Consider the following 19,656-nt stretch of genomic DNA (forward strand, 5'->3'; position numbering starts at 1 on the left):
GTCAGCTCGCCTTCTTCTGCTTCGTCGTCGATGCGGCGGCCGTCTTCCGCTTCGGTTCCGACTTCTCCTCCTTGGCTCCAGCACTCTTGCGCAGCGCATCGAGCAGGCTTGTGACATTCTCCGGCTTCCGTTTCGGCAGCTTCTTCGGTTTGCGCCCGGCAATCTTGGCTTTCACGAGTTCGGTCAGGGCCGCCTCGTAGCGGTCCTCGTACTGGCTCGGGTCGAATTCACCCATCTTCGTGCCGATGATGTGCCGCGCGAGATCCATCATCTCCTTGTCGATGCGAACCTTGGAGATGTCGGAAAAGCTCTCGGCCGGATCCCGCACCTCGTAGTCGTAGTTGAGTGTCGTGGCGATCATCCCCCGCCCGTGGGGCCGCACAAGGACGCTGCGAACTCTGCGGAACAACACTGTCCGGGCAACGGCAGCGACACCCTTCGTCTCCATCGTGCTGCGGATCAGATCATAGGCCTCGACGGACTGCCGGTCGGCCGGCGCCAGGAAATACGGGCGCTCCAGGTAGAGGGTGTCGATCTTGTCGCAATCCAGAAAGGCCGACAGCTCCAGCCGCTTGTCGCTTTCGGGGACAGCATCGCGGATCTCGTCGGGCTCGAGGATGACCGTCTGGCCCTCCGCCGTGTCATACCCCTTGACCAGATCGTCCTTGCCGACGGGGCGACCGCTGTCTTCGTCGACATATTCGCGTCGGACGCGGTTCCCCGTGTCTCGGTTGATGATGTGGAATGAGGTTCGCTCCTGAGCATTGACCGCCGAGTAGAGAGCCACGGCGCATCCGAGATCGCCGATGGCAAGATGCCCTTTCCAGATAGCCCGTGCGCTCACGTTCCACTCCTGTCGCTTTTCGGCGCAACGACGCGGAGACGGGCTTTGTTCCGCCGGCTGCAACCTCAGGCATATGGGAATACAACGTTATTTTCTCATATTAGAGATTGCGGCTTGAAGTGGAGATTTCATTAACCTTCAAGCAAGGAATTAACCATAAAGATTGGGAGACACGTCGGAGTGGGACTCGCTTGAGAGTTTCCTTCGGGCATGACGCCATCCCGTCGTACCGGTTCTGGTCCGGTCTGTATTTCACATGGAAACAGTTCGATGAGCTGGCAGACCATGATGCGGACGGCAGCGGGAACGGGTTCCCCAGAATTCCTTCGTCCGCCATCTGGCCTGCAGCACTGTCGAGCGACGGAAGGTCCGCCGTATAGGCGGCCATAGTGCGGGACGAATGACGGGTCAGGGGATGTCCACGGAGCGGGCGACGGGATCACAGGCGGGCAGCCTGCGTGATCGCTTGCGCTTTGCCGGCCTCGACGAGGCGCAGTGCGAGCTTCTCCGGCAGAACCGTCATACTCTTTCGCAGCCCTTGAAGACGGCACTTCGCGATCTTTTCCAGCGGCTGCAGTCCTCTCCGGATGCGGCGCGTGTGTTCAGCAGCGAACGCCAGTATGACCGGCTTCATGATCTTCTTTCATCCCACTGGGATGTCCTCACCGATGCCCGTTTCGATGCGCTCTATGCCGAACGGGTGAAGGTTCTGTCCGACAGCGAAAGCCGCATGGGTCTCGATCCTCGTTGGCATGTGGCGGGTCACGCGGTGGTTCTGGAACACCTAGTAACGAGCGCGATCGCCGACGCGACAGGCTCCGGCCTGTTGCCATCGAGCCGTCGTCGCCAGCGCGAGGTGTCCGATCTGGTGGCTGCCCTGGTGCGACTGGTGATGGTCGATGTCGAGATAGCGGTATCGCTTCGCTTCAACGAATTGCGCCTGAAACACCACCGCGATCTCGCGGCGCAGCGCGAGCATGATCGCGCCGAGTTCGAGAGCGTCTTCCGCCCGGTCGTCGACGCGTTGGCATCAGGCGATTTGACCGCCCGCACGGCAGTAGATGTGCCGGAAGCCTATGCGGACCTCGCAGGCCGCATGAACGAGGCGCTCGAGCAGCTCCAGACCGCCTTCCTCTCCTCCGAGGAGAAGCTCGCAGTCGCCCGAGACGCAACCGGTCGCATGGCCGAAACTGCCCGCACCTATGCGAACCGCGCCGAGGATCAATCCGGTGCGCTGGACGAGACGAGCCGTGCCCTGCAGGACCTCACCAGCAGCGTGCGCGAAAGTGCCGGTCAGACGAAGCGCGCCGAAGCCACGGTGGCCGCGACCCGAAATTCCGTTGAATCGAGTGGCGCGGTCGTCGGACAGGCGATTTCCGCCATGGCCGACATCGAAGCATCTGCCGAGCAGATCGGCCACATCATCGGCGCGATCGACGAGATCGCCTTCCAGACGAACCTTCTGGCGCTGAACGCCGGGATCGAGGCTGCCCGTGCCGGCGACAGTGGCCGCGGCTTTGCCGTCGTCGCCCAGGAAGTGCGCGCACTCGCACAGCGCTCCGCCGACGCCGCCCGTGAAATCAAGACGCTTGTTGCGACGACGAAAAACCAGGTTGAAGCCGGCGTGGAAATGGTGGCGAAGACGCAAGGTGCGATCGCCGACATCGTGCTTCAGGTCGGCGATATCAGCGGAACCGTTTCCGACATGGCCGAAAGGACCGACCGCCAGGCCACAGAACTCGCCGGCATTGCCGGAACGGTCGCGGCGCTCGGTGCCGATATCGGCAACACAGCAACTATAGCGCGCCAGTCGAGCCAGGGCACGGACGATTTGCACAAGGTCATCCTGGAACTGGGCGCGACGATCCGTGAATTTCACATCGAGCGGCAGACCCGCCGGGCGCCCAGTACAGCCGGACGCATCCAGCTCTCCGGCCAGCGCGAGCAGGGGGCACCGGTTGCGAATGCCACCGCTTATGCCGCTCCGGACACGATGGAAGACGAATCCGCCGACTTTGGTTTCCCGGTCCACATCGCGGGGCTCGGAGGGTGAGGGGATTGTTTACCACCATGCGCTACACAAGGAAGTTAAGGGCGGAAAGTTCGGCAATCCATCCGGGGGAATGGTTCTCCTGGGAACCAAATTCGGGTCTGGTTGCCGCAGCCTTGGGACATAAGGAAAGAAATGATGGCAAGTAAGAAAGGCGATCAGAAGAGTCTGAAGCTGGCCGCGATATTGGACCTGAACGAGGCATCCAATCTCAAGGCCAATATTCTCTCTTTGCGTGGTGCCCCTTTGACGATCGATGCCTCCGGTGTCGAGCGCGTCGGTGCTCAGTGCGTGCAGGTCCTGATGGCAGCCGCCAAGGCCTGGGAAGCTGACAAGCATCCCTTCTCATTTGGAAAGGCCTCCGAGGCTTTCCTGAAAACCCTTCAACTGATTGGCGTGAACATCGATCATCTGCTCGCTAAGGAGATCCGGCAATGAAGAAAAAAGTGCTCACCGTGGATGACTCCAGAACCATTCGAAACATGCTTCTGGTCACCCTCAACAACGCAGGCTTCGAGACCATTCAGGCCGAAGACGGCGTCGAGGGCCTGGAAGTGCTCGAAGAATGCAATCCCGACGTCATCGTGACCGACATCAACATGCCGCGTCTCGACGGCTTCGGTTTTATCGAGGGTGTTCGCCGGAACGAGAAGTATCGTGCGGTTCCGATCCTGGTCCTGACCACGGAAAGCGATGCCGAAAAGAAGAACCGCGCCCGCCAGGCCGGTGCGACAGGCTGGATCGTCAAGCCTTTCGATCCGACCAAGCTGATCGATGCCATTGAGCGTGTAACCGCCTAAGCCGGGATTTTCTCCTATGGATATGAACGAAATCAAAGAGATCTTTTTCCAGGAATGCGAGGAGCAGCTCGCGGAACTGGAATCCGGTCTTCTGAAAATGAATGATGGAGATCGCGATCCGGAAACGGTCAATGCCGTATTCCGCGCGGTTCACTCCATCAAGGGCGGTGCAGGTGCTTTCGGTCTTGATGACCTGGTTGCCTTCGCGCACGTCTTCGAGACGACTCTTGATTGCGTTCGTTCCAACAAGCTGGAGCCCGGCCCGGAAGTCATGAAGGTGATGTTGAAGTCGGCCGACGTTCTGGCCGACCTGGTCACCGCTTCCCGCGACGGCGGCAGTGTCGACGAAAGCCGCTCGAGCGGCCTGGTCAAGGAACTGGAAGCCCTGGCAAACGGCGAAATGCCGGCCCCGTCGGCAGCACCGGTTGCCGCCGCAAAGCCGGTCGCAAAGGCTGCAGCGCCGGCACCGGCGGCTGCACCGAGCGACGATAGCGGCTTCCAGCCGATCCCCTTCACTTTCGACGACTTCGGCGGTGAAGAGCAGGAAGCAAGCGTCTCGACCTTCGACGTGACCTTCAAGCCACGCCGCGAACTCTACTCGAAGGGCAACGAATCCGCCCTCCTGCTGCGCGATCTGTCCCGCCTCGGCGAGATGAGCATCAACTGCAACATGGACGACCTGCCGTCGCTCGAAGAACTCGATCCTGAAGGCGCCTATTTCCACTGGGCCATCCAGATCAAGGCGGAAAAGGGCGAGGAAGGCATTCGTCAGGTCTTCGAATTCGCCGAATGGGATTGCGACCTCGACATCAAGCTGCGTGAGGCCGAGGCAGCAGCCCCGACCGAAGAACTGCCGATGATCCCGGTCCCGTTCGATCTGTCTGCGCTCGACGACGGTTCGGAAGCCGCCGAGGAGCCCGTCGCCGCTGCCGTCGAGGCTGCCGAGACTGCCTCCAACGTCATGAAGATGGCAGCCAGCGCCGCCAAGCCCGAGAAGAAGGAATCGCCTGCTGCAGCCGCTGCTGCCGCAGCCGCCGCCGCCGCTCAGGCCAACAACGCCGCCGGTCAGACCATCCGCGTCGATCTCGACCGCGTTGACCGCCTCATCAACCTCGTCGGCGAGCTCGTCATCAACCAGGCGATGCTTTCCCAGAGCGTGATCGAAAACGATGCGACCGGTACGTCGGCCGTCAACATGGGCCTCGAAGAGCTGCAGCAGCTTACCCGCGAGATCCAGGACTCGGTCATGGCGATCCGCGCGCAGCCGGTAAAGCCGGTCTTCCAGCGCATGTCGCGTATCGTTCGCGAAGTCGCCGACATGGTCGGCAAGTCGATCCGTCTGGTCACGGAAGGTGAAAACACCGAAGTCGACAAGACGGTCATCGACAAGCTCGCCGAGCCGCTGACCCACATGATCCGAAATGCAGTCGACCACGGCATCGAAAGCCCGGAAAAGCGCGCTGCCGCCGGCAAGGAGCCGGAAGGCACGATCAAGCTGACGGCGAAGCATCGCTCTGGCCGCATCGTCATCGAACTCGTCGACGACGGTGCCGGTATCAACCGCGAGCGTGTCCGCCAGAAGGCGATCGACAACGAGCTGATCGCAGCCGACGCAAACCTGACCGACGAAGAGATCGACAACCTGATCTTCGCGCCGGGCTTCTCGACCGCCGACAAGATCTCGGACATTTCCGGTCGTGGCGTCGGCATGGACGTCGTCAAGCGCTCCATCCAGGCACTTGGCGGTCGCATTTCGATCACCTCGCGTCCGGGGCAGGGCTCGACCTTCACCATGAGCCTTCCGCTGACGCTCGCCGTCCTCGACGGCATGGTCGTCACGGTCGCCGGGCAGACTCTCGTCGTGCCGCTGACGGCGATCGTCGAGACGCTGCAGCCTGAGGCCCAGCACATCCATTCGTTTGGCGCCAACCAGCGCCTGATCTCGATCCGCAACTCCTTCTGCCCGCTGGTCGATGTGGGCCGAATTCTGAACTTTCGCGGCACCCAGGCAAACCCAATGGAAGGCGTCGCCCTCCTGGTGGAATCCGAAGGCGGTGGCCAGCGCGCTCTGATGGTCGACGCCATCCAGGGGCAGCGTCAGGTCGTCATCAAGTCGCTGGAAGCCAACTACACCCACGTTCCTGGCATTGCTGCCGCAACCATCCTTGGTGATGGACGCGTCGCACTGATCCTGGATGTGGATGCCGTTGTCGCCGCTTCGCGTGGTCAGTCCCTCAAGCAGGAAATGTCGTTAGCCGTCGCAGGGTAATAGTATGTCGTATGCGGTCAAAAACTTGGTCCAGGGAGATCGGGAGCTCATCGCCTTCCGTATTGGCGGTCAGGAGTTCTGCGTAAACATCATGTCGGTACGCGAGATCCGGGGATGGACCCCGGCAACCCCGCTACCGCATTCCCCGCACTACGTTATGGGCGTCATCAACTTGCGTGGTGCCGTCCTGCCGATCATGGACCTGTCCCTGCGTCTGGGCATGAAGCCCGCCGAGCCGACCGCCCGCCACGTCATCATCGTGGCCCAGGTCAAGTCTCGGGTCGTGGGTCTCCTGGTGGATGCCGTCTCCGACATCCTCACGGTGAGCGATACCGACATTCAGCCGACGCCGGAGGTCTCCTCCGACCTCGAAAAACAATATGCCCGTGGCATTCTCGCCATCGACAAGCGGATGATCTGCCTGGTCGAGCTTGGTGCACTTTTCAACGAAGCCGCCGAAAGCGAGGCTGCATGACCTTTGCAATGAGTACATCCCGTCAATCGGACGACGAAGTCCTCGCCAGCGGCGAATACCCGCTGACCCGACGGGACCTGAACGAGATTGCTGCCATGATCTACTCGGATGCGGGCATCGCGCTGAACGACAGCAAGGCTTCGCTCGTCTACTCGCGACTGTCCAAGCATATCCGCAATCTTGGCCTGTCCGGTTTCCGCGCCTATTGCCAGCTGGTCGCCTCGCCGGAGGGATCGGCCGAGCGCCGCGAGATGCTCTCGCACCTGACGACCAACTTCACGCGCTTCTTCCGCGAGAACCATCACTTCGAGCATCTTCGTGACGAGGTACTGCCGGGGCTCATTCAGCGTGCGAAGTCCGGCGGACGCGTACGCATCTGGTCCGCCGCAAGCTCGGACGGCCAGGAGCCCTATTCGATTGCCTTGACCGTATTCCAGGCCTTTCCGAACGTGCTGGACTACGACTTCAAGATCCTTGCCACCGATATCGATCCGAAGATCCTCGCCATCGCCCGACAGGGTGCCTATGACGAGCAGGCGCTCGAAACCGTGTCGCCTGCCATCCGCAAGCAGTGGTTCAAGGAAGTCGAGATCGGCGGACGCCGCAAGTTCCAGGTCGACGATCGCCTGAAGCGACTGATCACCTATAACGAGCTGAACCTGATGGCCCAGTGGCCCTTCAAGGGCAAGTTCGACGTCATCTTCTGCCGCAACGTCGTGATCTACTTCGACGAGCCGACGCAGATGCGCATCTGGACCCGTTTTGCCGATCTGCTGCCGGTCGACGGACACCTGTATATCGGCCACTCCGAGCGCGTCTCGGGTGACTCGAAGAACGACTTCGACAACATCGGCATCACCACCTATCGCTACATTGGCAAGAACGGAGGGCGAAAGTAATGGCGGCACCTGCACGCGTTCTCGTCGTCGACGACAGCCCTACGATGCGTGGACTGATCACGGCCGTCCTCAACCAGGATCCGGATGTCAGCGTCATCGGTCAGGCCGGCGATGCCATGGAAGCTCGCGCTGCGATCAAGCAACTCAATCCCGATGTCGTAACCCTCGACATCGAGATGCCGAACATGAACGGCCTTGAGTTCCTGGAAAAGATCATGAAGCTGCGGCCCATGCCGGTGATCATGGTTTCGACCATGACGCATCGCGGCGCGGAAGCCACTCTTGCGGCACTCGAAATCGGCGCCTTCGACTGTGTGGCAAAGCCCCAGCCAGGTGAGCCTCGTCCGTTCGGCGAGCTTGCCGAGAAGGTCAAGGCAGCGGCGCGTTCCCAGCACCGGCATCAGTCGGCACCGCAAGTCCGGCCCGTCGCGGCCGCGCCTGCCGCAGACTTCCGCGTCGGCCGTAAGATCGTGGCCATCGGCTCGTCCACCGGTGGCGTCGAAGCGCTGATCGCCGTTCTGCAGAAATTCCCGCGCAATTGCCCGCCGACGGTGATCACGCAGCACATGCCTCCAACGTTCACGAAGAGCTTCGCCGAGCGTTTGAACCGTCTTTGCGCTCCCGTGGTGGAGGAGGCCACGGATGGTGCAAGGCTTGAGATCGGCAAGATCTATCTTGCCCCGGGCGGCGAGCGTCACCTGCAGGTGTCCAACGCCTCGGCGCCCTGCTGCCGCCTGGTCGAGCGCGCGCCGGTCAACGGACACCGGCCTTCTGTCGATGTTCTCTTCGATTCGGTTGCCGAGCTTGCTGGCCGCAACGCGGTCGGCGTGATCCTGACAGGCATGGGGCGTGATGGCGCCTCCGGTCTTCTGAAGATGCGTCACGCCGGTGCTCGTACCATCGGTCAGAACGAAAAGACCTGTGTGGTCTATGGGATGCCACGAGTCGCCTATGAGCTGGGCGCTGTCGAGCATCAACTGCCTCTCACCTCCATTGGCGAGGAAATCCTCAAACTCACTGCTGCCCGAAAAGAAGGTATTGAATAATGTCCCTAGCCGAAAAAATCAAAGTTCTGATCGTCGACGATCAGGTCACAAGTCGCCTGCTGCTCAGCGACGCGCTGACCCAGCTGGGCTTCAAGCAGATCACTGCCGCCGGTGACGGCGAGCAGGGCATGAAGATCATGGAGCAGCAGCCCCATCACCTGGTCATCTCGGACTTCAACATGCCGAAGATGGACGGCTTGGGCCTGCTTCAGGCGGTTCGCACCAATCCCAACACCAAGAAGGCGGCCTTCATCATCCTGACCGCGCAGGGCGACCGTGCGCTCGTCCAGAAGGCGGCACAGCTGGGTGCCAACAACGTCTTGGCGAAGCCGTTCACCATCGAGAAGATGAAGGCGGCCATCGAGGCTGTATTCGGAGCGCTGAAATGACTGAAGACGGTGCAGCAAAGCGCGTCCACATTATTCAAGGGGAGTGGAAGGTCAGCAAGGATCCGAATGTGGTCCTGTCGACGATCCTCGGTTCGTGTGTTGCTGCCTGTATTCGGGATCCGATTGCAGGAGTAGGTGGCATGAACCACTTCCTGCTTCCGGGTTCGGCAGTGCCCGGTGCTGGTGGCGGCGACGCTACCCGCTACGGCGTTCACCTGATGGAGCTTTTGATCAACGGCCTTCTGAAGCAGGGCGCTCGCAGGGATCGCTTGGAGGCCAAAGTTTTCGGTGGCGCCAAGACGATAGCGACGTTCTCTAATGTCGGCGAACAGAACGCAGCATTTGCTCAGCAATTCCTGCGCGACGAAGGCATCAAGGTCGTCGGGTCCTCCACGGGCGGAGACCACGGCCGAAAGCTGGAATTCTGGCCGGTCAGCGGCCGGGCAAGACAGTATCCGCTCACGGGCGCAGAAACGCAGAAGACGGTGGCGCTGGAGCAGCGTCCGGTTCCTGTTTCGAAGCCGGTGGAAACCTCAATCGAGTTCTTCTAGTACTGGACATCGGATGCAAAACGAACACTTGGCGGGAAACCAGGATACGCGGGAAGAACTTCCGGAAATCCTCATGCGCATCGTCAGCGAGCTACACGACGTGGCTTATCTGATCGAGCGTGTGGAACCGCACCTTCTCGAACTCGGCGGCCCGAAGGTACTGGAGCATCCGGACAGCCTCAAGGTTCTGCAGGGCATTGACCTGGCCGTTCAGAAGGCGCGCGGACTGGCCGAATTTGTCGACACCATCACCGGGACGATCCCGTCGGACTGGATGATCGACATGACGACGGCATTGAGCCTCGTGAAGCTTGCCGACATGCAGAAGGCGCTGGGCGCAGGCCTTCGTCATGGTCATTCGCAACCGCTGGTCAAGGCTGCAGGCGACTTCGACTTCTTTTAACCTCCCTTCAAAACCCCTCTCCATACGCACGGGCCGCAGATCCTGAATCTGCCATATGCCGAAATGAATTCGGCTTTCCCGTCCCGCGAAACGTTCGCACAAGTTTCGATTTCTATTGTCGCGCCAAGGGCAAAAGCGCCCAGACCCTCCTTGTAGATGGTGCGAGACAGAATGAATCTGTTAAATCAATTACTTCAGATACCTAAAAATTTCGCGGCGATGGGCCAGACGAAGATCCTGGCCATGGCCGGGGTTGCTGTCGTTTCCTTCGCGATCATCATTGCAGGCGCACTCTACGTCAACAAACCCTCCTACGAGACGCTCTATGTCGGCCTCGAACCGGTCGACATGAACCAGATCAGCATCGCTCTTGCCGAATCGGGCGTCGATTTTCAGACCGGTGCCGATGGCCAGAGCATCAGTGTGCGTGCCGGCATGACCGGGAAGGCGCGCCTTCTGCTCGCCGAGCGTGGGCTGCCCAATAGCGCCAATGCCGGCTACGAGCTTTTCGACAATGTCGGCTCGCTGGGCCTGACTTCGTTCATGCAGGAAGTCACGCGTGTCCGCGCGCTGGAAGGTGAAGTCGCACGCACCATCCAGCAGATCGCCGGCATCGCCGCCGCCCGTGTCCACATCGTCATGCCGGACATCGGCAACTTCCGCCGCGGGCAGCAGAAGCCGACGGCATCCGTCATGATCCGCGCTTCGTCGGACGCCGGCCGCAAGGCCGCCGCATCGATTCGTCAGCTGGTTGCGTCCTCTGTTCCGGGCCTCGACGTCGAGGACGTGACGATTCTCGATTCCACCGGCCAGTTGCTTGCTGCTGGTGACGAGACGGGCGGCGAAGCTTCTCGTTCGCTGGGCGTCGTTCAGTCCGTTCAGCGCGAAGTCGAGACCAACATCGACAAGGCGCTCGCGCCCTTCCTGGGAATGGACAACTTCCGTTCCAGCGTCATGGCCCAGATCAACACCGACAGCCAGCAGATCCAGGAAACGATCTACGACCCGGAATCGCGTGTGGAGCGTTCCGTTCGTGTCACCAAGGAACAGCAGAAGTCTCTCCAGCGTCAGTCTGACACGGCTGCGACCGTAGAACAGAACATTCCCCAGGCAGCGCCCGAGGCCGGCGGCGGTGGCCCTCAATCGTCCGACGAGCAGGACAAGAAGGAAGAGCAGACCAACTACGAGATCAACAGCAAGACGGTCGCGACGGTCAAGAACAGCTACACCGTCGAGAAGCTCTCCGTTGCCGTCGTCGTCAATCGTGGCCGCATCGCCAAGATGGTGGGTGAGCCCGTCGACCAGGCCAAAATCGACGCCTATCTCGCCGAGATGCAGAAGATTGTGACCTCTGCAGCTGGCCTCGACACCAATCGCGGTGACGTCGTTACCCTGACGGCCATGGACTTTCTGGAAAACCAGTTGCTCGAAGAATCCGCGACCGGCCCCGGCTTCATGGAAATCCTGAGCCGTAATATCGGCGGGATTATCAACTCCTTGGCCTTCGTTGCCGTCGCCTTCCTCATTGTTTGGATGGGCATCCGTCCGATGATTCGCACCGCAGGTGGCGGTGGTGCCGAAACGGCACTCGCTGGCGGAATCGGTGAGCAGGCTGCCGGTCTGGAACTGCCCGACTTTTCTCCCGCTATCGGTGGCGGGGCAGGGGGCGGTCTCATGGACGGCTTCGGGTCCGACTTTGGTTTCGACTCGACCGACGACCTTCTCACCATGGACGACGACCCGAATGGCGGCTTCAACCGCCGGGTCAAGGAAGGTCCGGAGCGGCGCCTCTCGCGCATGGTGGAAATCTCGGAAGAGCGCGCCGCCAAGATCCTTCGCAAATGGGCTGTGGACAACGCCGCCTGATTTTCAAGAACAAGCGAGTACCAACCGCGCCCTCCGGGCGCGGTTTTGCATTGTAGTCCCATAACGATACGGGGTTGCACCAGAGGTCATCGCCGGGCATGCTTGGACCCGTCGCGCAATACCGCAAATGCCTGTGACCTTTGCCACTTTATATTTTACAGTGAACATGATTCGGTAGTCTGAGATTGGGTCGTATGTGAGTCGGCTGCACTCGGACGTGGCGAAGACTGCGACAATGCTAGGCTGTCACTTCAAAGGGGCACATTGAATGGATGCCGAGCTGACAACAGAGGGCAATGAGGGGCGGTCGCGTGCCGCTTCTTCGGCAGAGCCTCTGCAGAAAGGCTCATCGTCGAAGGACGTGTTGATCCGAAGGCTGGCGACCCCGGCGCTCTCGGGCGACATGGGCCAGTGCCTTCGCGTTCTCTGTGACTATGTCGGCGCCTCACATCACCTTCTCGCGCGCTATGATCTTGTCCAGGAGGAGGGGCTCGACTTCGTCGTAGCTGCGGATTGGCCATTCGATCTCGTCCGTCGTCTTGAGAGCGAACTGGCAACGAGCTACTCCCAGTCTACCGAGCTCGAGAAGTGCTTGTCGGTACTGCAGCCGAAATATGCCATTCTGCCGGATGATGCGCATGTGCCCGCTGGCACCAGCCGTCAGTACTGCACGGTAACCCTCAATGTCGGTCGAACCCGTCTCGCTCTGCTTTTGCTCTTCCCGCAGGACTATGTGCTGTCGCCCGAGCGCTTGCGGGAAGTCGGCTTGCTTGCCGCTTATGCGCTGAGCCTGTCGGCCAACAAGGGGCACAAGAGCGACCGCGACTTTGATTTGACGGATCGTGAACTGGAATGCCTGTTCTGGATTGCAGAGGGCAAGACCAGCGACGAGATCGCCACGATCCTCGGCATCTCGCGCAACACGATCAACAACTACATCACGAGCGTGATGCGCAAGACTGCGACGAAGACACGCTCGGAAGCCATCGCCTATGCGGTGCGCAACAATCTCGTTTGAGGGAGCAGGAATGGCCACTACAACCAGACCAGGCGGAAACATCCTTGAAGATGCGACTTGGTCAGGCCAGCGCCCCGTCACCTCCCGTTCGGATATCTTCCCGAAGCTTGTGTCGCTGCAGCGATCTTTGAATGCGCGCGGCTTTGCAGCGTTTCGCGTCGCCGGCGCCAGCCTGCCGCACAAGCGACGCCTGGATCCGGAATTCGAAAACTGGAGCAGCGGTCTCAGTAGCGGCCGGGAGGCCTTCATCGGGGCCTATGGGGACGCTCTGCTCGCCCATATCGAGACTTCGACTTTGCCGGTTCTCTGGAGCGCGGAGGAGAAGACGAGCTTCCTGGATGCATCCGATTTCACGCCCTTTGCAGTCCAGTTGCAAGAGCGTCTGCTGCCGTATTCGGGTATTGCGTTTCCCGTGCGTCTCGGTGCTGTTGGAAACGGCTATGTCGTGTTTCCGACGATCGGCGGCGCCGACCTGCCCGGCGAGCTGATCCTTGCCGTCCACAGCCGCTGCTACAAGGTGATGACCGACATCCTGTCACTCGACGAACGCCGGGCGACGCCATCCGAGACCTTGAGCGAACGTGAGATCGCCTGCCTGCAGCTTGCAGGCGATGGACGCATAAGTGAAGAAATCGCAGAACGTCTCGGCCTGTCGGTGCATACCGTCAACGCCTATCTGGGATCGGCAACCATCAAGCTTGATTCGGTTAATCGCATCCAGGCGATCGCCAAGGCGATTCGCCTCGGCTACATCACCTGAACTGTCTCATCCGTAGAGTGGGGACGCTTGTCCCTTGACGAAGCGCGCCTCCTCCAGTCGTTCTTCCAACATCCGCGTATTGCCGTCCGGATCTCCGGAGTTATCGTGGAATGCGATATGCTTGATGTCGAGACCGGCATGCTCGTTGGTCAGCGTCAGCTGCGAATAGATAGTGATGCCGCGCGGCTTGATCTCGAGATCGAGGACGACTTCTGGCGGACCACCCCATTCGAGCCGATAATCGCCACCGGCGCCGAAGACGACGGTACCAGGATGGAAATAGAGTTCGGCCGCGGACGAAACGAGGTCCGATAGGTTTCCGTAAAGTTCAAAACGTAGAAGTGAAATGAGGTCGGCAGCGTCGAGAAGGCGCAATTCGCTCGCGACGGGGCTGATAGCCTCGGCCACAATGCGTTCACGCTGGTTGGTATAGGAGCACTTCTTCATCTGGCCTAGCGTATCCGTCTCTTGGGGGCCTTGGACGCATAGACCCGGTGCACGAGCTCTGCGACTGCCTTGTAAAATACTGACGGAATGACGCTATCCACCGAGACTTGCGCAAACATGGAGCGGGCGAGCGGGGGATCCTCAAAAATGGGGATGTCGTTTTCACGAGCGATTTCGCGGATTTTCAGCGCCACCAGATCCTGCCCCTTGGCAACGACCATCGGCGCCTCGTTTTCCTCGCGCACATATCGCAAGGCCACCGCGTAGTGAGTCGGATTGGTGATCACCAACGTTGCGCGGGGAACGCTGGCCATCATGCGTTTGCGGGCCCTATCTCGAGCAATGGAGCGCTGGCGGGCCTTGACGATCGGGTCACCCTGAGCCTGCTTGTACTCTTCCTTCACCTCCTGCTTGGTCATGCGCAGCTGTTCGTACCAGTGATACCGCGTCCAGAAGATATCGACTGTTGCCAGCAGTGCCGTCGCCATGACGACGATGATCATCATCTTGTTCAGGATTTCCGACATCTTGACGAAAATGACCTGTGGGTCTGAGAACATCGTGTCGATGACGGCGAAATAGTCGCTGCGCAGCGCAAACACCATGATCGCCGAGAGCACGACGATCTTGAATATTGATTTGCCGAATTCGACCATGCCCTGAGAGCTGAAGATGCGATTCCAGCCTTTGACGATCGAGATGCGGTTCACCTGGGGCCTGATTCGTTCCAGGACGAAATAGGGCATGTTCTGGGCGACATTGGCGGTGACCCCGAACAGAATCAGCATGATCAGCATGGGCGCGAGAAAGGCGCCAATCTCCCAGGCGAGATGGGTGAAGAGCGAAACGACGTCGACGGCGGTGCCGAGATACCATTGGTCGGGGCGCTCGAAGATGTCCTTCAGCGCTTGGGCCAGCCGCGTGACCGCGCCGGGGAGAAAGAACACGGCAAAGACATAGAAGCCGAGGACTGTTGCAAAAATCGGTGCCTCGCGGGAGCTCGGCACGTTACCCTTCTCCATCGCATCCCGAAGCTTTTTCTCGGTCGGATCTTCGGTTTTGCTGTCCTTGTCGTCATCTTCGGCCATGGCCGCTGCCATCCTCGGAGGCTGCACCGGGCGGGATTGATGATGCCCTGGTCAATTGCGCCGTTTGCGCCTGGCGCCCACGGTCACCGGAAAGGTGCCGGTTCCTTGAACGTAGACACCCGCCGATTGGGGTTCAATCGGCGGGTGCTCAAAAGGATCGGGTTTTCAACAGAGGTGACCGTTCAGGCCGCCTGTGTATCGCCGCCTTCGGTGTCTTTCAGCTGAATCTGACCGGCATTGGCGAGGCGGATGGCCTCCTGCGCGACGGCGCGGCGTGCGATCGCGATCTCCCGCGGGTTGATCCCGGCGGTTCCGGCCTGCAGGTCTGATTCGATCATGCGGCGCGAGCGCGGGCTGATCGAGGCCAGCACGCATTCCTTGATCTCGGCGCTGGCGCCGCGCAGCGCCATTGTCAAGATATCGCCGGAGATGTCGTTCAGCAGCAGCACTCGGCTGCGTTGCGGCATGGCCAGCAAGTCCTCGAAGAGGAAGATCTTCGGACGAACCTTATTGACCGATTCCTTGCTGATCGATTCGAGCGACTGGAGCAGGGTATCGACTTCGGGCTTCTCCAGTTCGTTCATCAGTTCCGCCACCTTGGCCGAGCCGGTGGAGTTCTTCTCGGCTTCGATTTCGGCGATCAGGTCGTGAACGCGGTTTTCGATGATCTGAGCCGCCTTTGGGCTGACGTTCTTGAGGTTCACCGTGCGGTTCATAATGTCTGCGCGACGGCTTTCCGGCAGCTTCAGGAGCACCTTGGCGCCGAACGAAGAGGGCAGCATCGAAAGGATGTAGGCGACAGTCTGGGGATGCTCGCGCATCAGGAAGCGCGCGATGAAATCAGGATCAGCATCCTGCAGACGGTCCCAGATGGACGCTTCATAGGCCTGGAACGCGGTGCGACGTCCGAGAAGTCCATCGACTTCCTCGGGCGTCAGGCCTTCCTCGAGAATGCTCTCGATGGCCTTGGCATTGTCCATGAGGCCCGCGCCTTCGGTGAACAGGTCTTCGAACTCGTTGACGAGCTCGGTCAGTTCATCCGGTGGAATGGTGCGTAGGGTCTGTGCCGATGCGATGATCGTCTGCAGCTCCGCCTGCGTGAAGTATTTGAGCAGCTTGCCGGCAACGCCCTTTCCCATGGCCAGCAGCACGGCGGCTGCCTTATCGGCCTGGGAAAGCGGTTTTCCGGTTAAGGGGCCGCCAAAATCGTCGAAGTCCATCATGGTCTTGTCCTCTCTGGCCCGTCATGGGTCAGGATGTCTTGGTCGCCATCACTTCAATCAGCTTGACACCAAATCGTGTATCGTCGTTCTCGAGAACGGTGATCTCGCCGCGCGCAATGCGACGACCATTCACCATGATCTCGACGGGTTCGCCGATCTTCTTGTCCAGCGCGATAATGGCGCCTTCTTCGAGGTTCATCAGGCCGGAGACCTGCATACGGCTGGAGCCGAGCACGATCTGGACCTCGATCGGGATGTCCATGATCAGGTCGAGATTGGCGGTCAGGCCGCTACCCGGTTCCTGCTGCGTGCCGCTGGCTCCACCGAAGTCGGCGCCGCCGCCAAAATCGCTGCCGCCGCCGAAATCGCTGGAACCGCCAAAGTCGCTCGTTCCGCCAAAATCGCTGCTGCCACCGAGATCGCTGGAGCCACCGAAATCGCCGAGCCCGAAGTCATCGCTCGGGGCCGCTGCAGCGCCGCCGCCGAAATCCGACTCGAACGCCGCGAGCGGGTCGTCCTTGAGGCCAAGGTCCGAACCGAAGTCGCCGAGCCCGCCGTCTGCATCCGCCTTGAGGACGCCGCGCAGGTCATCTACGGCCTGGTCGAAATCGGTGTCGCTCGCGCCCGGCATCGCCAGCGCGTCGTCATCCTTCGGTGGTGTCTTCTTCGTTGCCATGGATTGATTATTCCTCTTGAAACTTGCCTCAAGCTGCCGTGCGGCGAGCCCCGGTAAATTGCTAGCTCATCAAATGCTTCAGAATCTCATCTTCGCTGCTCACATTGTCCTTCACGCGCACGGTGTAACGGTCGCCGGCGCGGCCGAACTCGCAGCGGTAGAGATTCTTGCCGTTGGCGCTGACATCGACCACAACCTCGCCCTTGTCGTGGAACGGAATGACGTCGCCGGCAACGAGGCGCGACACGGTGGCGAGGGTCAGCGAATCGAGGCGGACGCGGGCTTCCAGGGTGACCTGGGAGCGACGAACCTGCTCGGCGATCTGTTCCTGCCATTCCTTCTTTGACTTGCCAGCCTGATTTTTCGACTTCGGTATTGTGACGACAGTCTTGAGCAGCGCCTTCTGCGGAATGACCAGATAGAATTCCGAGGTGACCGGGCCGAGCGTGATGCCGAGCTTCACCGTCACCGCATATTCGTCAACGTGGTCTTCTTCGAGCTTCTGACGGTCTTCGGCATTATGAGCCTTTTCGAGCAGCGGCTCGAACCCGCCGGGCGCATTGACGCCGGAGCGCAGAACGTTTGCGATCTTGTCGAAAACCATGACGGCGAGATCAAGTTCGATCAGCGACAGGGGGCGCTCGATCGGCTCCTGGATTGTCTCCGGCAGGGCACCGAGAAGATTCTCCATCAGCGTGATGACGAAGCTGTTGCCGCATGCCAGCACGAAGTTCGGTGACCAATTGCGCAATTGCCCGTCGGCCAATGAGACATTGTCGCCGAGGTCGGCAATCAGGTCGGTCATCAGGCCGGCTTCGTGGCCGTTATAGTGAACCTGCATGGTGAGCCCGGTTTCGCTGTGGAAGACGTCGGGCAGGAACTCGACATAAAGCTGGCCGAAGTCGCTGCACAGGCGCTGCAGGGTTTTGGAGTCACCCAGCCCGCCGGTGAGTTTGGCGAGAAGCGCGCGGTCCATGCTGGGGGCTGTCTCAGGGATGGTCTCGGTCATGATCAAGCTGCCTTGCTTTCACCGCCGCCGCCGCCCGGATTCATCATCTCCTGCTCGACGGCGTCGATCGACGGACGCTCGTGCGAGGAGATTGTCTTTCGGCCGTATTCGAGGGCGACCTGAGGCACCGAGCCGTTCATGTAGGCGAGCAGGCTCTGCTTTACGATGATGAAGAGACGATGCTGTTTGGTGCGGACGACCTTTATCTGTGCGATCAGCGGGCTGACGAGGCAGTAGGACAAGAAGATGCCGAGCATGGTGCCGACCAGTGCGGCGCCGACCAGGCCGCCGATCACCTCGGGCGACTCGTTGATGTATCCCATGGTCTTGATGATCCCGAGCACGGCCGCGATGATACCGATGGCCGGGAAGGCGTCACCGACCGTGTTCAGCGAATAATAGGGTTTCATCTTGTCGTAGAGGATCGTCTCGATCTCTTCGTCCATCAGCGCTTCGATCTCATGGCTGCGGGCATTGCCGATGATGATCAGGCGGACATAGTCGCAGATGAAGGAGGTCAGCTCCTTGTTCTTCAGCAGGTTCGGTGCTGCCGTGAAGATCGAGGATTCTTCCGGGTTGTCGATATGGGCTTCGATCTCGTTGCGCGACTTCGTGCGAAGGTCACGCATCAGAGAATAGAGCACACCCAGCACGTCCAGGTAATCGCGTTCCTTGGGTACCTTGTACTTTATGGCTTCGCCAACAGCCTTTCCGGTATCCTTTATGACCTTCATGGAGTTAGCCATGATGAAGCCGCCGACGCCCGCGCCTCCGATGATGAGCAGCTCGAACGGCTGGTTGAGCACGGCGAGCTTGCCACCCATGGCCATGTAGCCGCCGAGCACGCAGCCCAGAGTGATCACGAATCCGATGATTATGTTCATTTTGCCCGTACCCGAACGTTACTATTCACTTTGAGCGATAAGGCACCTGCCTTGCGTGAGGCTGAATCAGGGTTTCCTTTTGGGTATCCCCGCTTCTTAAGGCCTCGTTCCGCCTCGACAGTTTCGCGCAAGCCTTTTGCCGCAAGAAGAGTGGAATGGAGCGTAGGCTATCCTGCGTTAAATAATGATTTACTGATATTATTCACTTGCGGAGGCAAAGCGGTGCAATCCGGTATCTATGTGTCCCTGTCGTCGCAGATGGCCCTTGAGCGTCGTCTCACCACCATCGCCGACAACATGGCCAATGTGAACACGGTGGGCTTTCGCTCGACGGATGTGAAGTTCGACGAGATGCTGAGCCGAACCGGCAATGAGCTGAATGCGAAAATCGCATTTGTGAGCCAGGGCAACGACTATCTGTCGACCAAGAGCGGCGAACTGAGCGAGACCGGCAATGTGCTGGACTTCGCGATCAAGGGTGACGCTTGGTTTGCGATCGATACACCGGTCGGCCAGGTGCTGACACGCGATGGCCGTTTCACCATGACCGACACCGGGGAACTGATCTCGACCCGCGGCTACCCGGTTCTCGATGCAGGCGGCGCGCCGATCCAGCTCAACCGCGCCGGCGGTCCGCCGGAAGTCGGGGCCAGTGGTCAGATTATGCAGGACGGTCGTGTCGTCGCCACGCTCGGCATCTTCACGGCTGATGTACGCAACGGCTTCCTTCGATATGAGAACAGCGGCGTGACCACCGTCGACAACCCGCAGCCGGTCGTTGACAATCCGGAAGTCTCGATTCTGCAGGGGTATGTCGAAAACTCCAACGTCAACGGCATCGGCGAAATGACCCAGCTTATCCAGGTCAATCGCGCTTTCGAAGCCATCAGTGCCCTGATCAGCTCGAGCGAGAATACCATGAGCGAGGCAATCAAGGTCCTCGGCGGCGGCAACTAAGC

The 19,656-nt window shown here is 60.2% G+C and carries 21 protein-coding genes; 14 read left to right on the plus strand and 7 right to left on the minus strand.

Annotation, left to right across the window (positions count from 1 at the left end; translation table 11 throughout):
- Position 1: 1 nt before the first annotated feature.
- Positions 2-844, minus strand: coding sequence for a Ku protein (locus tag ACQKP1_RS02950; RefSeq protein ID WP_427274140.1), 843 nt, complete (start codon positions 842-844; stop codon positions 2-4).
- A gap of 415 nt (positions 845-1,259) precedes the next feature.
- On the opposite strand from ACQKP1_RS02950, the gene ACQKP1_RS02955 reads away from it, so the two are divergent.
- The 13 genes from ACQKP1_RS02955 (at position 1,260) to visR (ending at position 13,370) form a co-directional block, all read left to right on the plus strand.
- A complete protein-coding gene (locus ACQKP1_RS02955) occupies positions 1,260-2,897 on the plus strand; it encodes a globin-coupled sensor protein (RefSeq protein ID WP_427274141.1) in 1,638 nt (545 codons plus the stop codon).
- Positions 2,898-3,032: 135 nt separating this feature from the next.
- Positions 3,033-3,332 carry an STAS domain-containing protein gene (locus ACQKP1_RS02960; protein WP_006726299.1) on the plus strand — a complete coding sequence of 100 codons (300 nt, stop codon included), beginning with the start codon at positions 3,033-3,035 and terminating at the stop codon, positions 3,330-3,332.
- Positions 3,329-3,694, plus strand: a complete 366-nt coding sequence (gene cheY1, locus ACQKP1_RS02965; RefSeq protein WP_006726298.1) for a chemotaxis response regulator CheY1 — start codon at positions 3,329-3,331, stop codon at positions 3,692-3,694. The genes ACQKP1_RS02960 and cheY1 overlap by 4 nt, the downstream gene beginning before the upstream one ends.
- A gap of 16 nt (positions 3,695-3,710) precedes the next feature.
- Positions 3,711-5,963 carry a chemotaxis protein CheA gene (locus ACQKP1_RS02970; protein ID WP_203019659.1) on the plus strand — a complete coding sequence of 751 codons (2,253 nt, stop codon included), beginning with the start codon at positions 3,711-3,713 and terminating at the stop codon, positions 5,961-5,963.
- 4 nt (positions 5,964-5,967) lie between these two features.
- Positions 5,968-6,438, plus strand: a complete 471-nt coding sequence (locus ACQKP1_RS02975) for a chemotaxis protein CheW (protein ID WP_203019661.1) — start codon at positions 5,968-5,970, stop codon at positions 6,436-6,438.
- Positions 6,435-7,337: a protein-glutamate O-methyltransferase CheR gene (gene cheR, locus ACQKP1_RS02980; protein ID WP_427274142.1), complete on the plus strand. Its 903-nt coding sequence runs from the start codon at positions 6,435-6,437 to the stop codon at positions 7,335-7,337. Before ACQKP1_RS02975 ends, cheR begins: the two co-directional genes overlap by 4 nt.
- A complete protein-coding gene (gene cheB / locus ACQKP1_RS02985) occupies positions 7,337-8,383 on the plus strand; it encodes a protein-glutamate O-methylesterase CheB (protein ID WP_427274143.1) in 1,047 nt (348 codons plus the stop codon). Before cheR ends, cheB begins: the two co-directional genes overlap by 1 nt.
- Positions 8,383-8,772 (plus strand): response regulator, encoded by a 390-nt coding sequence (locus tag ACQKP1_RS02990; protein ID WP_006726293.1) that lies wholly within the window; start codon positions 8,383-8,385, stop codon positions 8,770-8,772. The genes cheB and ACQKP1_RS02990 overlap by 1 nt, the downstream gene beginning before the upstream one ends.
- Entirely contained in the window at positions 8,769-9,323 is a 555-nt protein-coding gene (gene cheD, locus ACQKP1_RS02995) for a chemoreceptor glutamine deamidase CheD (RefSeq protein WP_054150868.1), read from the plus strand. The genes ACQKP1_RS02990 and cheD overlap by 4 nt, the downstream gene beginning before the upstream one ends.
- A gap of 13 nt (positions 9,324-9,336) precedes the next feature.
- Complete coding sequence (gene cheT / locus ACQKP1_RS03000) at positions 9,337-9,726, plus strand: chemotaxis protein CheT (RefSeq protein ID WP_006726291.1); 390 nt, start codon at positions 9,337-9,339, stop codon at positions 9,724-9,726.
- A gap of 171 nt (positions 9,727-9,897) precedes the next feature.
- A complete protein-coding gene (gene fliF / locus ACQKP1_RS03005) occupies positions 9,898-11,592 on the plus strand; it encodes a flagellar basal-body MS-ring/collar protein FliF (RefSeq protein ID WP_203019668.1) in 1,695 nt (564 codons plus the stop codon).
- 268 nt (positions 11,593-11,860) lie between these two features.
- Complete coding sequence (gene visN, locus ACQKP1_RS03010) at positions 11,861-12,610, plus strand: transcriptional regulator VisN (RefSeq protein WP_203019669.1); 750 nt, start codon at positions 11,861-11,863, stop codon at positions 12,608-12,610.
- A gap of 10 nt (positions 12,611-12,620) precedes the next feature.
- Positions 12,621-13,370, plus strand: coding sequence for a transcriptional regulator VisR (gene visR, locus ACQKP1_RS03015; protein WP_427274144.1), 750 nt, complete (start codon positions 12,621-12,623; stop codon positions 13,368-13,370).
- A gap of 6 nt (positions 13,371-13,376) precedes the next feature.
- Here the strand turns inward: visR and ACQKP1_RS03020 are convergent, their stop codons facing one another.
- From ACQKP1_RS03020 to motA, 6 genes are all read right to left on the minus strand, one after another.
- On the minus strand, positions 13,377-13,817 hold the full coding sequence (locus ACQKP1_RS03020; RefSeq protein ID WP_427274145.1) for a hypothetical protein: 441 nt from the start codon (positions 13,815-13,817) through the stop codon (positions 13,377-13,379).
- A 5-nt stretch (positions 13,818-13,822) separates the two neighbouring features.
- The gene (gene flhB, locus ACQKP1_RS03025; protein ID WP_427274146.1) at positions 13,823-14,905 is read right to left on the minus strand and encodes a flagellar biosynthesis protein FlhB; all 1,083 of its coding nucleotides are present in this window, start codon (positions 14,903-14,905) and stop codon (positions 13,823-13,825) included.
- Positions 14,906-15,087: 182 nt separating this feature from the next.
- Positions 15,088-16,128, minus strand: a complete 1,041-nt coding sequence (fliG, locus tag ACQKP1_RS03030; RefSeq protein ID WP_203019674.1) for a flagellar motor switch protein FliG — start codon at positions 16,126-16,128, stop codon at positions 15,088-15,090.
- A 28-nt stretch (positions 16,129-16,156) separates the two neighbouring features.
- The gene (fliN, locus tag ACQKP1_RS03035) at positions 16,157-16,804 is read right to left on the minus strand and encodes a flagellar motor switch protein FliN (protein WP_203019675.1); all 648 of its coding nucleotides are present in this window, start codon (positions 16,802-16,804) and stop codon (positions 16,157-16,159) included.
- A gap of 61 nt (positions 16,805-16,865) precedes the next feature.
- Entirely contained in the window at positions 16,866-17,813 is a 948-nt protein-coding gene (locus ACQKP1_RS03040) for a FliM/FliN family flagellar motor switch protein (protein ID WP_427274147.1), read from the minus strand.
- A gap of 2 nt (positions 17,814-17,815) precedes the next feature.
- On the minus strand, positions 17,816-18,697 hold the full coding sequence (gene motA / locus ACQKP1_RS03045; protein ID WP_203019677.1) for a flagellar motor stator protein MotA: 882 nt from the start codon (positions 18,695-18,697) through the stop codon (positions 17,816-17,818).
- 222 nt (positions 18,698-18,919) lie between these two features.
- On the opposite strand from motA, the gene flgF reads away from it, so the two are divergent.
- On the plus strand, positions 18,920-19,654 hold the full coding sequence (flgF, locus tag ACQKP1_RS03050; RefSeq protein ID WP_427274148.1) for a flagellar basal-body rod protein FlgF: 735 nt from the start codon (positions 18,920-18,922) through the stop codon (positions 19,652-19,654).
- The last annotated feature ends 2 nt before the right edge of the window (positions 19,655-19,656 follow it).

Source organism: Allorhizobium sp. NPDC080224, from assembly GCF_050281005.1.
Classification (GTDB): Bacteria; Pseudomonadota; Alphaproteobacteria; order Rhizobiales; family Rhizobiaceae; genus Allorhizobium.